Source organism: Rhodococcus sp. IEGM 27, assembly GCF_033142305.1.
GTDB lineage: Bacteria > Actinomycetota > Actinomycetes > Mycobacteriales > Mycobacteriaceae > Rhodococcus_F > Rhodococcus_F oxybenzonivorans.
This window is the reverse complement of the sequence record NZ_JAWLSG010000004.1, coordinates 333289-348899: the sequence shown is the minus strand read 5'-3', so window position 1 is coordinate 348899 and position 15611 is coordinate 333289. Positions and strand designations below refer to the sequence as shown.

16 protein-coding genes are annotated in these 15611 nt (G+C 57.5%); 12 read left to right on the top strand and 4 right to left on the bottom strand.

What is annotated here, in order from left to right:
* Positions 1-12: 12 nt before the first annotated feature.
* The 8 genes from R4P95_RS16395 (at position 13) to R4P95_RS16360 (ending at position 8085) form a co-directional block, all read left to right on the top strand.
* Positions 13-1128 carry a glycosyltransferase family 4 protein gene (locus R4P95_RS16395; protein ID WP_317745939.1) on the top strand — a complete coding sequence of 372 codons (1116 nt, stop codon included), beginning with the start codon at positions 13-15 and terminating at the stop codon, positions 1126-1128.
* Entirely contained in the window at positions 1125-1829 is a 705-nt protein-coding gene (locus R4P95_RS16390) for an acyltransferase (RefSeq protein ID WP_317745940.1), read from the top strand. The genes R4P95_RS16395 and R4P95_RS16390 overlap by 4 nt, the downstream gene beginning before the upstream one ends.
* A 62-nt stretch (positions 1830-1891) precedes the next feature.
* Positions 1892-3190 (top strand): hypothetical protein, encoded by a 1299-nt coding sequence (locus R4P95_RS16385; protein ID WP_317745941.1) that lies wholly within the window; start codon positions 1892-1894, stop codon positions 3188-3190.
* The gene (locus R4P95_RS16380) at positions 3187-4089 is read left to right on the top strand and encodes a glycosyltransferase family 2 protein (RefSeq protein ID WP_317745942.1); all 903 of its coding nucleotides are present in this window, start codon (positions 3187-3189) and stop codon (positions 4087-4089) included. The genes R4P95_RS16385 and R4P95_RS16380 overlap by 4 nt, the downstream gene beginning before the upstream one ends.
* A 78-nt stretch (positions 4090-4167) precedes the next feature.
* Positions 4168-5457 (top strand): hypothetical protein, encoded by a 1290-nt coding sequence (locus R4P95_RS16375; protein ID WP_317745943.1) that lies wholly within the window; start codon positions 4168-4170, stop codon positions 5455-5457.
* Between the two features lie 7 nt (positions 5458-5464).
* Positions 5465-6049, top strand: coding sequence for an acyltransferase (locus R4P95_RS16370; protein ID WP_317753852.1), 585 nt, complete (start codon positions 5465-5467; stop codon positions 6047-6049).
* A complete protein-coding gene (locus tag R4P95_RS16365) occupies positions 6049-7374 on the top strand; it encodes a UDP-glucose/GDP-mannose dehydrogenase family protein (RefSeq protein WP_317746105.1) in 1326 nt (441 codons plus the stop codon). The genes R4P95_RS16370 and R4P95_RS16365 overlap by 1 nt, the downstream gene beginning before the upstream one ends.
* Positions 7375-7644: 270 nt before the next feature.
* Positions 7645-8085: an acyltransferase gene (locus R4P95_RS16360; RefSeq protein ID WP_317745944.1), complete on the top strand. Its 441-nt coding sequence runs from the start codon at positions 7645-7647 to the stop codon at positions 8083-8085.
* A gap of 209 nt (positions 8086-8294) precedes the next feature.
* On the opposite strand, the gene R4P95_RS16355 is transcribed toward R4P95_RS16360, so the two are convergent.
* A complete protein-coding gene (locus R4P95_RS16355; RefSeq protein WP_317745945.1) occupies positions 8295-9392 on the bottom strand; it encodes a glycosyltransferase in 1098 nt (365 codons plus the stop codon).
* A 249-nt stretch (positions 9393-9641) separates the two neighbouring features.
* Here R4P95_RS16355 and rfbB point away from each other — a divergent pair, with 249 nt between their 5' ends.
* The 4 genes from rfbB to R4P95_RS16335 all read left to right on the top strand — a co-directional run bounded on the left by rfbB (position 9642) and on the right by R4P95_RS16335 (position 12828).
* On the top strand, positions 9642-10637 hold the full coding sequence (gene rfbB, locus R4P95_RS16350; protein ID WP_317745946.1) for a dTDP-glucose 4,6-dehydratase: 996 nt from the start codon (positions 9642-9644) through the stop codon (positions 10635-10637).
* Positions 10634-11254, top strand: a complete 621-nt coding sequence (locus tag R4P95_RS16345; protein WP_397517717.1) for a dTDP-4-dehydrorhamnose 3,5-epimerase family protein — start codon at positions 10634-10636, stop codon at positions 11252-11254. The genes rfbB and R4P95_RS16345 overlap by 4 nt, the downstream gene beginning before the upstream one ends.
* Positions 11255-11303: 49 nt before the next feature.
* The gene (rfbA, locus tag R4P95_RS16340) at positions 11304-12182 is read left to right on the top strand and encodes a glucose-1-phosphate thymidylyltransferase RfbA (RefSeq protein ID WP_317746107.1); all 879 of its coding nucleotides are present in this window, start codon (positions 11304-11306) and stop codon (positions 12180-12182) included.
* Positions 12183-12270: 88 nt separating this feature from the next.
* Entirely contained in the window at positions 12271-12828 is a 558-nt protein-coding gene (locus R4P95_RS16335) for a YdcF family protein (protein ID WP_317745947.1), read from the top strand.
* 11 nt (positions 12829-12839) lie between these two features.
* On the opposite strand, the gene R4P95_RS16330 is transcribed toward R4P95_RS16335, so the two are convergent.
* From R4P95_RS16330 to R4P95_RS16320, 3 genes are read right to left on the bottom strand one after another with little or no spacing between them, the layout of a single operon-like run.
* A complete protein-coding gene (locus tag R4P95_RS16330) occupies positions 12840-13247 on the bottom strand; it encodes a hypothetical protein (protein WP_317745948.1) in 408 nt (135 codons plus the stop codon).
* Positions 13244-13591: a CrcB family protein gene (locus R4P95_RS16325; protein ID WP_317745949.1), complete on the bottom strand. Its 348-nt coding sequence runs from the start codon at positions 13589-13591 to the stop codon at positions 13244-13246. The genes R4P95_RS16330 and R4P95_RS16325 overlap by 4 nt, the downstream gene beginning before the upstream one ends.
* 42 nt (positions 13592-13633) lie before the next feature.
* On the bottom strand, positions 13634-15499 hold the full coding sequence (locus R4P95_RS16320) for a DUF4012 domain-containing protein (RefSeq protein ID WP_317745950.1): 1866 nt from the start codon (positions 15497-15499) through the stop codon (positions 13634-13636).
* Between the last annotated feature and the right edge of the window lie 112 nt (positions 15500-15611).

Genomic DNA, 15611 nt, shown 5'->3' with positions numbered 1-15611 from the left:
AGCGTGGTTAGCATGACTGACCCATTCGCATCCAATCATGGCGGCACGATCCGAACTCGTGCGCTCATTCGAATTCTGCAGGCCGCGAACTTTGAAGTCCGGGTTATTTCGCCAATTAAAGCCGCTGGTGAGGCCAAATCTGCGCAACTCGGCTCTCCCGCTCTCGGTGAAGCTGAAAGGCGTTATGCGCGATTCGGGCCGCTCGCAAATAGCGTGGCCAATTTGAAAAGGACCTATCTTCCGATGCCTACGCGACTCGGCGCCTCCTCGCAGTACTTGAGGTCCGAGGTCGTCGCTGCGGGATCCTCGCTAATACTGGTTAGCGTGATACCTCATGTTCAATATGCCAACCTGCTCGATAATTTTGTCTGGCAGGACTTTATGGATCTATGGGGGGAGTTCGGTCGACGTGAAGCCCAATCGCGGAGCGGGTTCGCTCGACTGACCGCCGGTAGCCAGGCAAAACTTATCCAGAGAAGAGAACGGGCAGCTGCAAAGTCCGCAGATCTAGTAACCGTGACAGGGTGGAGAGATTGGGAAATCCTCAGCAGTGAGGTCGATGCGATATGGCTCCCCACGCCTCTGCCGGACTCTGACTTCTGCTATGTCGAGAAGCGAGAGTCCGCAGACAAAACAGCCGGTTTCATCGGAAACTTCGAGTACTGGCCGAACCGCGATGCGTTAGACGTCCTCCTGACTCATTGGTTGCCTGAACTGCGCAGACTGGGCTGGAAGGTGGTCGTGGCCGGCCGAGGACTCGAGAAAACTGGTTCCCCACCGGACGGTGTCGAGTATTTGGGCGAAGTGGCCCATACTGACGAGTTCTACGGACGGATCGCCGTCTCGCTGGCGCCTATTCGACTAGGCGGCGGCATGAAGGTCAAAGTCCTTGAATCCTTATCGAAGGGAGTGCCCGTAATTGGGACAAAGTTCGCGTTGGAGGGGTTCTCGCCTGAGGTGCAGCAGATGTGCATCACTGCGGAGATGACGGGTTCTAATCTGGCGAGTATTTCGGAACTCACCTCAGTAGACCCGTATGCCAGCTCACTGGATCCGTACCGGCTTTCGTATGCGATCCGGACTATGGGGGACGCGCTGCGTCAACATGATGCGGACGTGTCGCTATGACGGAGCCACGTAAGTATATTGACCAGAAAATGATGAAATCGGCGCAGCGACTTCTGGAAGCGTCCGGACGACGTTATCCCATATCCGACCAACTGCCGGCGGAATACTTGTTTTCTGAAATTCTCCTCCGCGCAACCCAGGCTGTTCGAGGAGGGCTGAGATTCCGACGCATTAGTTTCGTGGGTCGGCGCGTGCAGGTGCGAGGAAAACGACAGCTCTCTGTAGGACGCGGCGTATCGATCGGTGATGACACGACCATCGACGCGCGTTCGATCATGGGCGTGACCTTGAGGGCGGGCAGCAGACTCGGTCGACGGGGAATCATCACATCGACGAGCCATTTGTCGCTCATGGGTAAAGGCGTTGAGATTGGCCAGCGGTCCGGAATAGGCGATTTCTTCCATCTCGGTGCATCCGGCGGAGTAAGAATTGGCGATGACGTGATTATTGGTCCATACTTTGTCGTTCATTCGCAAGAACACCGCTATGAGTCGCCCGACAGGCCGATACGAGAACAAGGAACGATTCAACTTCCAGTTGAGATTGGCGACAATTGCTGGATTGGTTCGCGCGTTACTTTGCTTGCGGGGACAAAGATTGGTCCACGCACAGTGGTGGCCTCGGGGGCGGTTGTTCGGGGCGAGCACGCGGGAAATGAAATACTCGCAGGCATTCCGGCGAGATCTGTGCGTGCCATCTGACGGCTAAGTGATGGAAAAAACCATACTGAGAATGGGGCATGACAGCGATGTGGATAAGTTTGTTGAAGAGCACCATTTCTCGCGGCGTCGTCATGGTCATAACTGTGGCTTGCTCATTCACGACTACATGGTTGATAATCCACAACGCAAGCGCCACCGTATACAGTTACTACGCGTTGTTGGTCACTATCCCGGCCTTGCTCGTATTTTCCGACCTCGGGGTTGGCGCCGCGGTAGTTAATGCCGTAGCGGACGAAGAGGTCAGCGGCAGCAGAGAGAGAACGCAGAGAGTGCTGCTCACTGCAATTAGGATCACGACCGCGGTTGGTATAGCGATAATTTTCGTAGACACGATTGTCTATGTTGGAGGTTGGTGGCCTGCCGTGTTGGGCGTGCCGGACACCGAGACGGGCATTGGACTAGCGGCATTCATGGCGGTCCTAATCTACTCGATCGGACTTCCATTCTCAATTGGTCAGCGGGTCCTACTCGGCGCGCGTCTCAATCACTTAGCGGTATTGACGCTGGGAATTCAAGCACCAGTTACGTTCCTCGGCGTCGTACTCGTCTTTCAGTTGGGTCTCAATCCGATGCCCTTCCTGCCAGTTTCATTCTTCCTTGCAGGACTTATCTCATTGGCTATCTCGGCATGGCTCGCGGCGCGAAAGATCTCGCCTTCGGTGGGTTGGGCGGTGACCCGAGTCCTCGACGTTCACGGATGCCGCGGGGACAAAGTTATGAATGCGGGGATCCCGATGCTCGTGCAACTCGTGGCGGCAGCGGTCGCCATACAAAGCGGCAGGTACGTCGTCAGCCATCTCGGGACAGTGCCAGAACTTGCGCAGTACAGCCTTTCCGCCCAGATTTTTACTTCGGTTGGCGTCCTGGTCGCGACTGCAGGCATGGCCTTATGGCCGATTTTCGCGAATGACCGTGCGCGCGGGACTGGAGTTTCACCCCAGATAGTCTCGCTCGTCTTTGGAGGCGTGGCAGCAGCACTATGCACGATAATATCTATATTCGCGGACTATATCTTTGATGCCCTCAGTGGGGGATCAATCACCGTTTCAAGTGGAATGTTACTTGCCTTCTCGTGCATGGTCTGCCTTCAGGCCGCGGTGTATCCGCTAGGGATGTACCTTACCGACGTGAAGGGTCTTAGACTCCAGGTTCTTCCCCTCATTGTGATGGCAATTAGTGCCGTATCACTCTCGTTCTTCACCTTCCCATTCCTCGGTCCATCTGGCCCCATAATTGCAACCGCCGCATCGATCGGAGTATTCCAGCTCGTACCCTACTCGGCTATCGTGTCAATTCGACGGAAGTCCATTGCGGGCCTCGACGCAAAGGTCAATGTATGAGCAAACAGAATATACCGCTTGATGGCTGCGTCATCGATAGTATGAGTGTCGTCATTGTTCACTATAAACGCGAATCGGATGTCCTTACTCTCGTTGATCGGCTTGTCAACGAAATTGGAGTAACCGAGAGTAATATCGTACTGTGCGATAATGGCTCGTGTGACGAATTCGACAAAAATGTGCGTCGCAAGTTTCCGCGCATGACGCTGCTGCAATTGGAGAATGTAGGATTCGGGGCAGCGATGAATGTAGGGGTAGCGGCCCTCTCTGGCTCCAGTCGCATACTACTACTTACTCATGAAGTGCAAATAGATGCGGAATGTATTAGAACCCTGTCAGCCGAACTAGACAACGAGTCCACAGGGATCGTAGGACCACGCCTAATGAGCCTCGGAGAGGGGAACTCGATATGGTCGTTGGGCGGTCGGACGGGCCGTCTCCTGAAGAAGCCGGCGAATATCGAGCGTGGTGAACGATTCAGCGGAATTACGGGCAATCCCGCTCGTCGCGTCGATTGGCTCGACGGGTCTGTAGTTATGGTTGATCGCCGGGTATTTGAGGAAGTAGGCGGCTATTCGGTTCCGTACTTTCTATACTTCGAGGACGTCGATTTCGGCTGGAAGGTGCGAGGAATCGCGGGAAAAGACGTCGTGTGCCGGATTGACGCGGTCGCTCATCAGGCACCTGGCGGAAACCTGGACCAGCTTTACGCCGTTCGGAATTTATTGTGGTTGTTGCGTCGGCAGGGGTTTCGTTTTGCCTACTCGGCATACGTATTCGAGACGGTTCTGCGCATTCTCTTTGGTGCTCTACTGAAGCCGCGTGGTGCAAAAAGGCGCATCGCGTTAAGGATCGCAGGGTTGGCGCAAGGCCTTCGTTACCCAGCGGAGTTTAAGTGAGGCGCCACCATTCATGGTCAGACAGAGGGACATTCGCTTTCACGGGATGCCTGCGAGAACCTCAAGGAGGCGCGATTCATGAACTCTAGGGACATTGCGGTTGATGCCTCTGATCGTACACAGACAGGTGCGTCGAAGCGGGCGCAAAGCGACTGGCGCGTACTTCCGTTGAACAGGCTTGTCGCGATAATTGCCCTGCTGGCGGCAGGTATGCGGATTCAGGTCTTCTCGGGCTTTACTACACTTAGTGTCATAACGATTATCTTATTGCCTGTAACGGTTCCTGCCGTGCTGGCGGCGAAGCCCGCCAGAAGATTGACGTTTGTTCTAGTCGCTAGTGTCCTCAGTGGGTCGTTACTGGCGTGGAGTTCGTCGGGGACGATAAATGAAGTAAACGCGATCTATATCGCAATCTTCACGTTGAGTAACTTTGGTATCTATATGGTAGTAGCATGGGCAACTAGTGTTCTAGGCATGGAACGCACCGCTGTCTTCTATTGTGTTGGTGCGGTCCTTTCGCTTGCATTGGATTCAAGTACAATTGCTGTGAATCCGTGGAAATACGGATTCTCACTCCCTGTGGCTGTTATTGTGTGCGGGTTTCTATCAAACAGGTCGAAGTCGCTTGCAGTCATTGGCCTCGTCAGTCTCGGTGTACTAGGAGCACTCCTAGATTCGAGAAGCTTCTTTGCCGTCTGCGTCACTACGGCGGGGATTCTGATCTATGGGAAGTGGAGGGGCGCGGAGAATCGGAAATCGAGAATTGAATCGGCTGCCTTCCTAACGCTCAGTGTCGCGGCCGTGTACGTGATGGGTTCGAGGCTTCTCATAGATGGAGTATTTGGTACTACTAACCAACTGCTGACAGTGGCTCAAGCGAGCAGCAGTGCCTCGTTGCTGCTTAGCGCTCGCCCGGAATGGATGGCGACGATCGCTCTTATGCAGAACCATCCAATCGGCTATGGATTGGGCGCTGTGCCTTCTCAAGGCGACTATCTAACTGCCGTTGCCGGGCTGCGGGAGATCGGTGTGAACGCCGGTGGAGATTATTATACCGGATATATGTTTGGTGGGCATTTCAAATTGCATTCGGTGCTCGCTGATTTCTGGGTGAATTTCGGGCTGGTTGGGTTGGTGTGTGGGGTTGTGATCGTGAGTGCACTCCTCGCCGCATTGTTACGGGAGATTACCTCTCCGGATCTGTCGATATTGTGCGTCTTCACCTCGCTGTCGGCGCTTTGGTTTATGTTCTTCGGTCCCTTTCTTACCAACCTACCTTGGGTGATGTTCGCGCTTGCTATCGCGCATTTTCGGCGCGCCCATTCGGCCGGTCCGGTCGGTGTGGCATCGAGAAACGGGAAAGTGTAGGGATCAAATGACTGTGCTTGATAATTCGTTCGGGCGTGCAGTGTTTAATTTCGTTTTCGCAACGCCATTTGTCTCGCGCCGTTTTCGATGGCTGCTATTGAGAATCGCTGGAGCGGACGTTAGTCGATCGAGGATCGCTGATGGTCTGTATGTAGGTAGCAGTCGGATTAAAATCGGTGCGGGATCGTTCATCAATAGGGAGTGTTTCTTTGACTCGTACGAGAGAATCGAGTTAGGGGAACGTGTTTCTTTAGGTATGCGGGTACTACTGAGCACAAGCAGTCATGAACTGGCTGGCGCTAGCCGCCGTGCGGGGAATGTATCGGGAAGACCGATAACGATCGGTGATGGATGCTGGATTGGCGCGGGTGCAACGATCCTTGGCGGTGTTTCGATCGGCGCAGGAACTGTTATTGCTGCGGGCAGTGTAGTGAATTCTGACTGCGAACCGAATGCTCTTTATGCGGGGTGCCCTGCAGTTCGCAAAAAGTATTTACCGCAGCATACGCAAGAAGGCGGTCCGGCCGTAGTGGCGCGCAGCGCGCCGAGTCCAACTACCACAAGCGCCAACAGGCGGGATTCGGGGATATGATGAGTACTCGGATGGCAGTTTTCGGTACGGGCTACTTAGGGGCTACTCACGCGGCGTGCATGGCGGAGCTTGGTCACGACGTAATCGGGGTAGATGTCGATCCCTCCAAAGTGGCCAAATTGGGCGCCGGTGAAGTGCCGTTCTACGAGCCTGGGCTGGAAGACATCCTAAGACGCAACATTGCGGCTGGGAGACTGCGCTTTAGCTCGTCTTACGAAGAGGCCGCCGAGTTCGCGGATACTCATTTCCTTGCGGTTGGGACGCCTCAGAAACGGGGTGAGTTCGGAGCGGACTTGACCTACGTCGATTCCGTAATCGAACGCCTGGCCCCTTTGCTTACTAGGGAATCCGTCATTTTCGGTAAATCGACTGTCCCTGTTGGTACAGCAGAGCGGCTTGGCGCGCGGGCGCGTGAACTATCCCCGGCGGGCCGTGCACTGGAGGTGGCCTGGAATCCGGAGTTTTTACGCGAAGGTTTTGCTATCGCGGACACTTTGCATCCAGATCGCATTGTATTGGGGGTGGACCGTGCTTGCCCAGGACGCGCGGAAGGTGTCGCCCGGGAAATCTACGCTAAGATTCTTGCAGAGGAAACACCGTTTATGGTTGTGGATCTTGCGACATCAGAATTGGTGAAGACGTCAGCGAATGCGTTCCTTGCGACGAAGATCTCTTTCATTAATGCAATTTCGGAGGTATGCGAGGCCGCTGGTGCAGATGTCACGATGCTGGCGGACGCAATCGGACATGATGCTCGAATCGGCCGTAGATTTCTAAATGCGGGCATTGGTTTCGGAGGAGGCTGCCTTCCGAAGGACATCAGGGCGTTTATGGCCCGGGCTGGTGAGTTGGGGGCAGACGAGGCCCTGACCTTTCTGCGTGAGGTCGATAACATAAACATGCGTCGTCGTACGCGAATGGTTGAATTGGCGCGCGAGGCATGTGGTTCGCTTGTAGGCGCGCGGGTCGCAGTATTGGGAGCGTCGTTCAAGCCTGACTCAGACGACGTTAGGGATTCGCCAGCCCTTAACGTGGCGGGGCAAGTGCAACTTCAGGGTGCGACCGTTAACGTTTTTGATCCTAAAGCTATGGAAAACTCCCGCGCTTTGTTTCCCACGCTGGGATACGCGGCGACAGCCTTAGAAGCGTGCGAAGGTGCGGATTTGGTTTTGGTGCTTACGGAGTGGTCCGAGTTTTTGAAGCTTCAGCCCGGGGACCTTGACGCGGTAGTAAGACGCAGGGTAATTATCGATGGCAGGAACTGCTTGGACGGGCAAAGGTGGCGGGACGCCGGATGGTCGTACAGAGGATTAGGGCGACCGTAATTGCTCGACTGCGTGGAAAGTCCCGTAAGATCGGAACGACCATCATTCGTTTTGTATAATCTGAATTCACATAATATGTTAATTGGCCATATATCGTCCAATTGTACGAATACAACGGTCCAGGAATGAGGTTGCTCCATGGTGGATATTGAGGAGTTGAAGCGTCGTATAGGTCCGAGTAGGCGTGGGATCGTTCACCTTCTAGGTGAGGGGATTGGCCGAATTCCGGTCCGGATTCTACGCTACGTCCTAGCAAGCAAGTTGTTGGGAATGACGATCTCTCCGTCAGCTCAACTCTACCGGTGGAGAGAAGTTCGGGCGGGGCGGAATATATCGATTGGTGATGGTTCCATCATTGGCCTTTGGGCGACGCTCGACGGGCGTGAGGGAATTCGAATCGGTCGGAATGTCAACCTTTCGAGTGAGGTTTCTTTATGGACGCTTCAACATGATCCGCAGAGTCCACATTTCGGTGTCAAAGGAGGTCCGATCGAAATATCGGACTACGCGTGGATCAGCTATCGGGCGACGATTTTGCCGGGCGTGAGCATCGGTGAAGGGGCCGTGGTGGCGGCGGGTGCAATCGTTGCGCATGATGTGGATCCGTACGCCATCGTCGGTGGAATCCCGGCGCGCAAAATCGGAGAACGTGTTCGCGGACTGACGTATTCTTGGCCGGATGCTGATGCGCCCGCGGCGTGGTTTATATAATCGGAGTCTGGATCGATCTATCGGTCGAGTAGTTCTGCGGGGCGTGTTAAGGGGTCGGCTTCTGCGTGCATCCTGTAAGTACACGGCTCTGACTAGTAGATCGATCTGCAGGACTTGGGGGGAGGGGGTAGTTTCCGAGCCCACCGCGCCTGAGTTTCGCACGCTTTCGCCGCGCGTCGATCCGAGTCTGGTGGCCTGGGGAAGGACATCTAGTCGATAGCTTTTCTTAGGCATGCGTCGTACAGAGCGCAGACGCCGTTCCACGAATAGTGATGCGCTGCACGTTGGTGTGCGCTGCGGCGTAGTTCGCCTTGCAGGACGGAGTCTTGTAGAAGTTTCGAAATTGTCGCCTCGATACATCCGGCTTCTGGGTCCACGAATAACGCGGTGTCTCCGAGTACTTCTCGGTTATAAACTGTGTCTCGAGCCACTATCGGCGACTTGCAAGCCATCGCTTGAACAAGAGCGGGATTGGTGCCACCGACGCTATGCCCATGGAAGTATGCGCCTGCGTGCTGCCAAAGTGAGAACAGGCGTCGGTCGTCGCTTACGTGCCCAAACCAGTGTATCCGTTCGTTCTCAGCGGCGAGATTCTTGACTCTTTCGTCAAGTTCGCCGCCGTAGCCAGACGACCCAACGATTGCGATATCCCAGCGCTTGCTTAACCGTTCCGCGGCGTCGAAGAACTCCACAACCGTATTTTCAGGCACAAACCGCGCAACCATGAGCGCATATGGGTGCCCTGCTAACTCGGGGACAGGTTCAAGAGGACCCGGGTCGGTGCCGCCGTACGGGATGAATATGCCATCGCGCTTGAACCCTGCCGCCCATCTTCGTGCGATTTCTTGGGAGTCGTACACCAAGTGGTCACCGAACTTGGCGGTCAGCCTCGCTCCACCGCGAAACACCGCCTTCGCTTTCTTACCCCACTTAGCGCGTTCCCACTCGATCCCGTCTACGTTCACGACCGTGGGAATGCCTCTTGCCCTGAGGAGGGGAAGCCAGTACCCATTCGCAACATTCATGACCAGTGCCACGTCGGGGCGATGTCGAGCCGCGTGCACTGATGACGTCAGACCATATGAAAGAGTGCTGAGCGATTTACTTTCCACGCCCTTGGTGACGATTGCGTGTACCCGGGGATCAAGATCTGGCGTGTCTTTTTTCGTCGAACCATCTCGGCCGTAGACGGTCACGTCCCACCCCTGGTCTGCCAAATAGGGAGCCAGTTGTCGCACGAGCGTCTCAAATCCGCCATAGAAGCTGGGGTAGCCACGAGTTCCGATTATCGCAACTGATTTGCCCACGAAGGTTGTCCTTTGGTCGGTTCGTAATCCTGCTCGGTCATCCGCGGACTTCCGGTGTCACAAAGCGGTTGGCGGGACGCAGAGCATCTTATTACGGCGATTCCACCTACGCCCGACTGCACACACCCGTGGGCGCGCGTACATCAAGCTCATGGCGTAAACTCGCTTCCAGCCCGTGGATTCGTCTCGGCAGCATCGCAGCGCTGAGCTTAGCTGGCGTGTATCGCATTCGAACTTCGAGGGGACTCTATGCGGATTGTCGTCACCGGCGGCGCCGGCTTCATCGGATCGAATTTTGTGAACGCGACTGTGCGATATCGCCCGGACGTCAAGGTCACCGTGCTGGATGCGCTCACATACGCGGGTTCCCTCTCGTCGCTGTCGGCGGTACGTGAGTCGATCAACTTTGTCGAGGGCGATATCACCGATGTCGACTTGGTCGACGCGCTGGTTGCGGAGTCGGACGCAGTTGTGCACTTCGCGGCCGAGTCGCACAACGACAATTCGCTCGCGGATCCATGGCCATTCCTGCAGACGAACGTGAGCGGCACCTACTCACTGCTGCAAGCGGTGCGGAAGCACGACGTCCGCTACCACCAGATTTCGACAGACGAGGTGTACGGCGATCTCGCGTTGGACGATCCAGCCAAGTTCACGGAGCACACCCCCTACAACCCATCCAGTCCCTATTCGTCCACAAAGGCAGCGTCGGACCTGCTCGTCCGGGCATGGGTGCGATCTTTCGGTGTGCGGGCGACATTGTCGAACTGCTCGAACAACTACGGGCCCTACCAACACGTGGAAAAGTTCATTCCGCGGCAAATCACCAACATCCTGAACGGTGTGCGCCCCAAGCTCTACGGTGCTGGTAAGAACGTGCGCGACTGGATCCACGTTGACGACCACAATTCGGGAGTCTGGCGCATCCTCGAGGCCGGGGAGATCGGCCGCACCTACCTCATCGGTGCAGACGGCGAACTCGATAACCTGTCAGTTGTTCGGATGATTCTGGAGCTGATGGGCAAAGACCCCGATGACTTCGATCACGTCACCGACAGAGCCGGGCATGACCTGAGGTATGCCATCGACTCATCCACGTTGCGCACCGAGTTGGGTTGGGAACCGCGGTACACCGACTTTCGGCAGGGCCTGCAGGCCACTATCGATTGGTACCGGGACAACCCCACATGGTGGGAAACAGAGAAGCACGATGTCGAGGTTCGCTACGCGGCACAGGGGGCATGAAGGTGAAAGTTCGAAACCTGCAAGTGCCAGGCTCGTGGGAGATCACTCCCGAGCAGTTCGGGGACGACAGAGGTGCTTTCCTCGAGTGGTTCAAAGGTTCGACCTTCGAGGACAGTGTCGGACATTCCCTCAACCTGGCCCAGGCAAACTGTTCGGTGTCGGCCGCCGGGGTCCTGAGAGGAATTCACTTCGCGGACGTGCCGCCCGGACAGGCGAAGTACGTGACCTGTGTGCGAGGCGCGGTACTCGACGTCGTCGTCGACATACGAATCGGATCACCGACCTTCGGCACGTGGGACTCGGTGCTGCTCGATGATGTCGACCGGCGCGCGATCTACCTCTCCGAGGGACTAGGCCATGCCTTTCTTTCGCTCGAGGACAACTCGACCGTGGTCTACCTGTGCTCCACGGGGTACACGCCGGGCGCCGAGCACGGTATCCACCCGCTGGATCCGGAGGTCGGTATCGAGTGGCCTACGACGACACGGGCAGGTGAGCCCATGGAATTCACGCTGTCCAATAGGGACGCTGCCGCCCCGTCTCTGCACGATGCCATCGAAGCCGGCATGCTGCCCAGCTATGACAAGGTGAAGGAGTGGGTCAGTGGTCTCGCCTAACGAAGTGGGCAACTCGGGGAGCGCCTCCGGTGCTGCAAATGAGTCCCGAATGAGAGGCATCATCCTTGCCGGCGGATCAGGTACTCGCCTTCACCCGATTACCATCGGTGTCAGTAAGCAATTGGTGCCCGTATACGACAAGCCGATGATCTACTACCCGCTCAGCACACTGATGCTGGCCGGCATCCGCGACATCCTCATCATCACCACCCCACACGACGCCGAACAGTTCCAGCGACTCTTGGGCGACGGCTCCCAGTTCGGTGTCGATCTCAGCTACACCATTCAGCAAGAACCCAACGGACTTGCGCAGGCCTTTGTGCTGGGCGAGCAGCATATCGGCCACGGTCCGGCGGCGCTGGTACTCGGAGACAACATCTTCTACGGGTATGGCCTCGGACAACAGCTCGACCGATTCGATCAGTTGGACGGCGGCTCGATTTTTGCCTACTGGGTAGCCGATCCCTCCGCATACGGAGTGGTCCAATTTGATGATCGAGGCTTTGCGCTGTCGCTCGAAGAGAAGCCCGCAACACCCAAATCGAACTACGCGGTGCCGGGACTCTACTTCTACGACAACGACGTTGTCGACATCGCGAAGAACCTTCGGCCGTCCGACCGAGGGGAGTACGAAATTACGGACGTGAACCGCGCCTACCTCGAGCAGGGGCGTCTCAACGTCGAAGTTCTCCCACGTGGAACAGCCTGGTTGGACACCGGGACGTTCGACTCGTTGCTCGAGGCATCGAACTACGTGCGCACCATAGAGCAACGGCAAGGACTGAAAATCGGCGTGCCCGAAGAAGTAGCGTGGCGGCAAGGGTTCATCTCTGATGACGAGTTGGGTCAACGGGCAGAAGTGTTGCTCAAGTCTGGTTACGGTGCGTATCTTCTGCAACTTCTGGACCTTGGACGTGCCACACCCTGAAGCGTCCGGGAGAAGCGACACCCGTTGTTTGTATCCCGGCACTTTCTTCCATACGGCGAGCTGAAAGATCAGGGCCTAGGCTGAAGCCGTGCGATGGCGGAGAGGCTTTGCGGTAAGCCTGGTGTGTGCCCTCGTCCTTGCGGTCGCGGGGGTCGGAGTAATCGGCTACTTCGTGTACACCGAAGCGCGCGTCGATGACGTTGAATCGGTTGACGCCATAATCGTACTGGGCGGTGAGCACGACGGGCGTGAGCAGTACGCCATGAGTCTCGCTCGGCAAGGCGTCTCCGAGAACGTCGTTCTGTCCAATGCTTACTGGACCGGCGACAAGCAGATGGCCGCCTTCTGTGCTACCACGGATCCACAGTTCACCGTGACATGCCTGCCACCGGAGCCGAGTACCACTCGCGGCGAGGCGATTCTGACTCGCAACCTGGCGGACCAGAACGGGTGGGAGAGCGTGCTGGTGATCAGTTGGCGATACCACTTGCCTCGGGCACGGTTCATCTTCTCCCAGTGCTTCGACGGGCGAATTCTGGTGCGGGACGTGCCGCGTCGGTACGACTTCAGCCTGGCCGAATGGGAATACACCTATCTCTATCAGACGGTGGGCTTTGCAAAGGCAGTGCTTCAGGGTGAATGCTGACCGAGCGGTTTCTATCGAAGCCGTCCTGGGACCTTCTCGAATGCAATGCTGCTGACGTCCGCCAAAATGTAACCCAGAATCGCCATCGACACACCCGCCAGCACCGTCCATGCCCCTAGCAGGGCCTTGCGACGCCACGGCTCTTGCGGAGCCAGGTCCACCACTGACGCGACCACAGCGGTGAAGGGTACGGCGGAACCAAGAAGACCAACGCCCACCCAGGCGTAACCGTCACCCTGACGCCCGGAAGCAACGACGATGCCCAAGACAGCGCAAACGCACATGGCTAGTGCCACGGTGAGACGACGTACTCCTACGGCCGGGCCGACTACGGTAATGGCGAGGTAATACAGCACCGCTCCCAAGGCGCCACCCACGGCTACCCACCATCCGAAGTGAGCCGAAGTCGAAACGTTCACCGGGACAACCGCCCTACGCGCGCACCCACCATTGCCGCAGCCAGCGCGGCCAAGGGCGTGACCAGGAGATACAACACGCCTACACGGGGAGACGTGAGCGTGACGCCTTGTACCGCGAAGAAGCTGAATGTTGTGAAGCCGCTCATGACACCGAAAAGCAGGAAGGGACGAACCAACGCAAGGGGGCCGTGGGCGGTGGCCGGAACGACACCGAACAAGAGTCCGAAGGCGAAGCAACCTACTACGTTGATCGCGAAGGTGGTGAACGGAAACTCGTCGATATCGTCAGGCCACCAGCGCCACAACTGATAACGCGCAGCGGCGCCCACCGCGCCACCCACCATGACGGCGAGCAGCGTGGCGGGCCGCAGCTTCGTATCGATCGCTCAACCTCCGCAGACGGGAACGTTGACGGTCACCGCCGGATCATCCACCAACGGCTGGACAGGTACGCGCGCCTCACCGGGCACGATCGGTTCCGTCAGCTCGTACTTCACCTCGGTGGTGGCGCCCAAACGGATCGGGACGAGGGTGTCGAACACCGGATGCCCCAGCTCCTTACCGGTGAGGAACATCGTCGGCTTCCCGTCGATGGTCACATTCCGGAGCTGAGCGCCCTGGGTGGCGAGAAGCGACAACGCAGACACATTCGTGCCCTTGGGCACGTTGAGGGTGTTGATGAAAGTGCCCGCCACATAGTCGGGAAAGTCCGCAGAAGGCACGGTGTTGGTCAATCGCACCGTCACCGTGGACCGTCGCGTGTCACCCTCACAGCTCTCCGCCGTGTAATCGATCTCGCGCGTCAGGTAGTAGTCGAGCTTGCCGCCCGCCTGGTTGTTTATCACCACGCCGGCGAAAGGGGCGGGGTCTTCGGGAACAGTGTGCCCGAGCGGTGTGTCCGCCAGTACAGCCTGCTCGTCCGCGTGCGCGCTCCACACTGCAATGCGGCGCTCATTCACGCCGCGGCCCAATGCGTCGAGCAACTTCTGCGGTGATGTGATCTGGCCGGTCATCTTGTCGATTACACGCGCGGCGACGGTCTGCAGATACTGTTTACGCGCGTTGTTGTCGTTCGCGAAGCGGACATAGGAGGTGGATTCGGTGAGTTCGACGACGTTGTCGGCGTTGATCACCTCGCCGTCCGGCATGGTGACCGGTCCGATGGCGCCGAGAACATAGCTCAGGGCTACCGGGTCGGTGGCGATGGCACCGTCTACCTGCTCGCCCGACTCCTGCGCCCACAGCGACTTCCAGATCTGCGCGGCGTACGGGAAATGCGAGCTGAGATTGCTGTTGCGCGAATCCGTGGTGGGGCGGCTACGACCGTACTGGGCGGCGAACTCCGGACCGAGATCGAGCGGTTGACTATTCATGGGCAGGTCGGAGTTGCGGCCCAGGCTGTCTACCCGCGCCACCCCGTCATTCGCGCGAACGACGCCGTATCCACCCAGCAGGCCGCCGGTACCGCGAGCCTCAGCGTTGGTCTGGAATGCCATGAAATAGCTGCGGGGGCCGTCGGCACCGAGCATGCCCGGTGCGATTTCGGCGGCAATTGCGGTGTTACCAAGAAGTTTCGCTAATTCTTCGGTTTGTACCTGAAGTTGGGTTCTAGCATCGATAACAGCGTCGAGGTACGCAGGCTCGGAGATATTCTGTGCCTCGATATCCAATTGCTCAGCGGCATCGGCTGTCTCGCCGAGTACGGGGGCGGCATCCCGGAGCGGCTGCAGGTTTACCTTCCCGCCGGCGGCGATCAACTCATTGGGGGCCAGGGAGGTTCCTGCGGCTACCGCCGGTGTGAGAACCTCCGACGTGAGACCCTTTACGACGGCCGAGATTTGCTGCGACGTTTCGAACGGGCTTCCCAGCCACGGTACGGCCGCCGCGATACTCCACGGGATCGAGTGGGTGTTGTCGAAGGCACGGGACGCGTACTTGTCCGCATCTGCCGACGAACGCTCCGCGTCAACTGGATTACCGTCCAGTAGGGCGTCTTTCGCGAGCTGCGCGTGCTGCCGAGCCTCGGTCAGATTTGCCTGTGCCTCGCGGGCGGTGTAGCCGAGCCAGGCCCCGAAAGCCACCACGACCAGGGCCGCAATTGAGCCGCCAGCGATAATTCGGCGCCGCCGTTTGTAGGCTTTGCTGCGCACCGTGGTGCGCTTACGTACACGCCTGGGGGCGTCTGCTGGGCGAGTCGCGTCCTGGGGGTCAGGAATCTCGTCTCCCGATGTGCCCGTGACGTTGTCATCCATGCAGATCGGCTCCTGTCTAGTCGGTGGGCCTGAGCGTAGCGTGAAGTGCGATACTCGTCCGACCTCAGGTAGAGGACGGCTCCTCGGCAAAGTATTGTGCCCCTAATAGAAC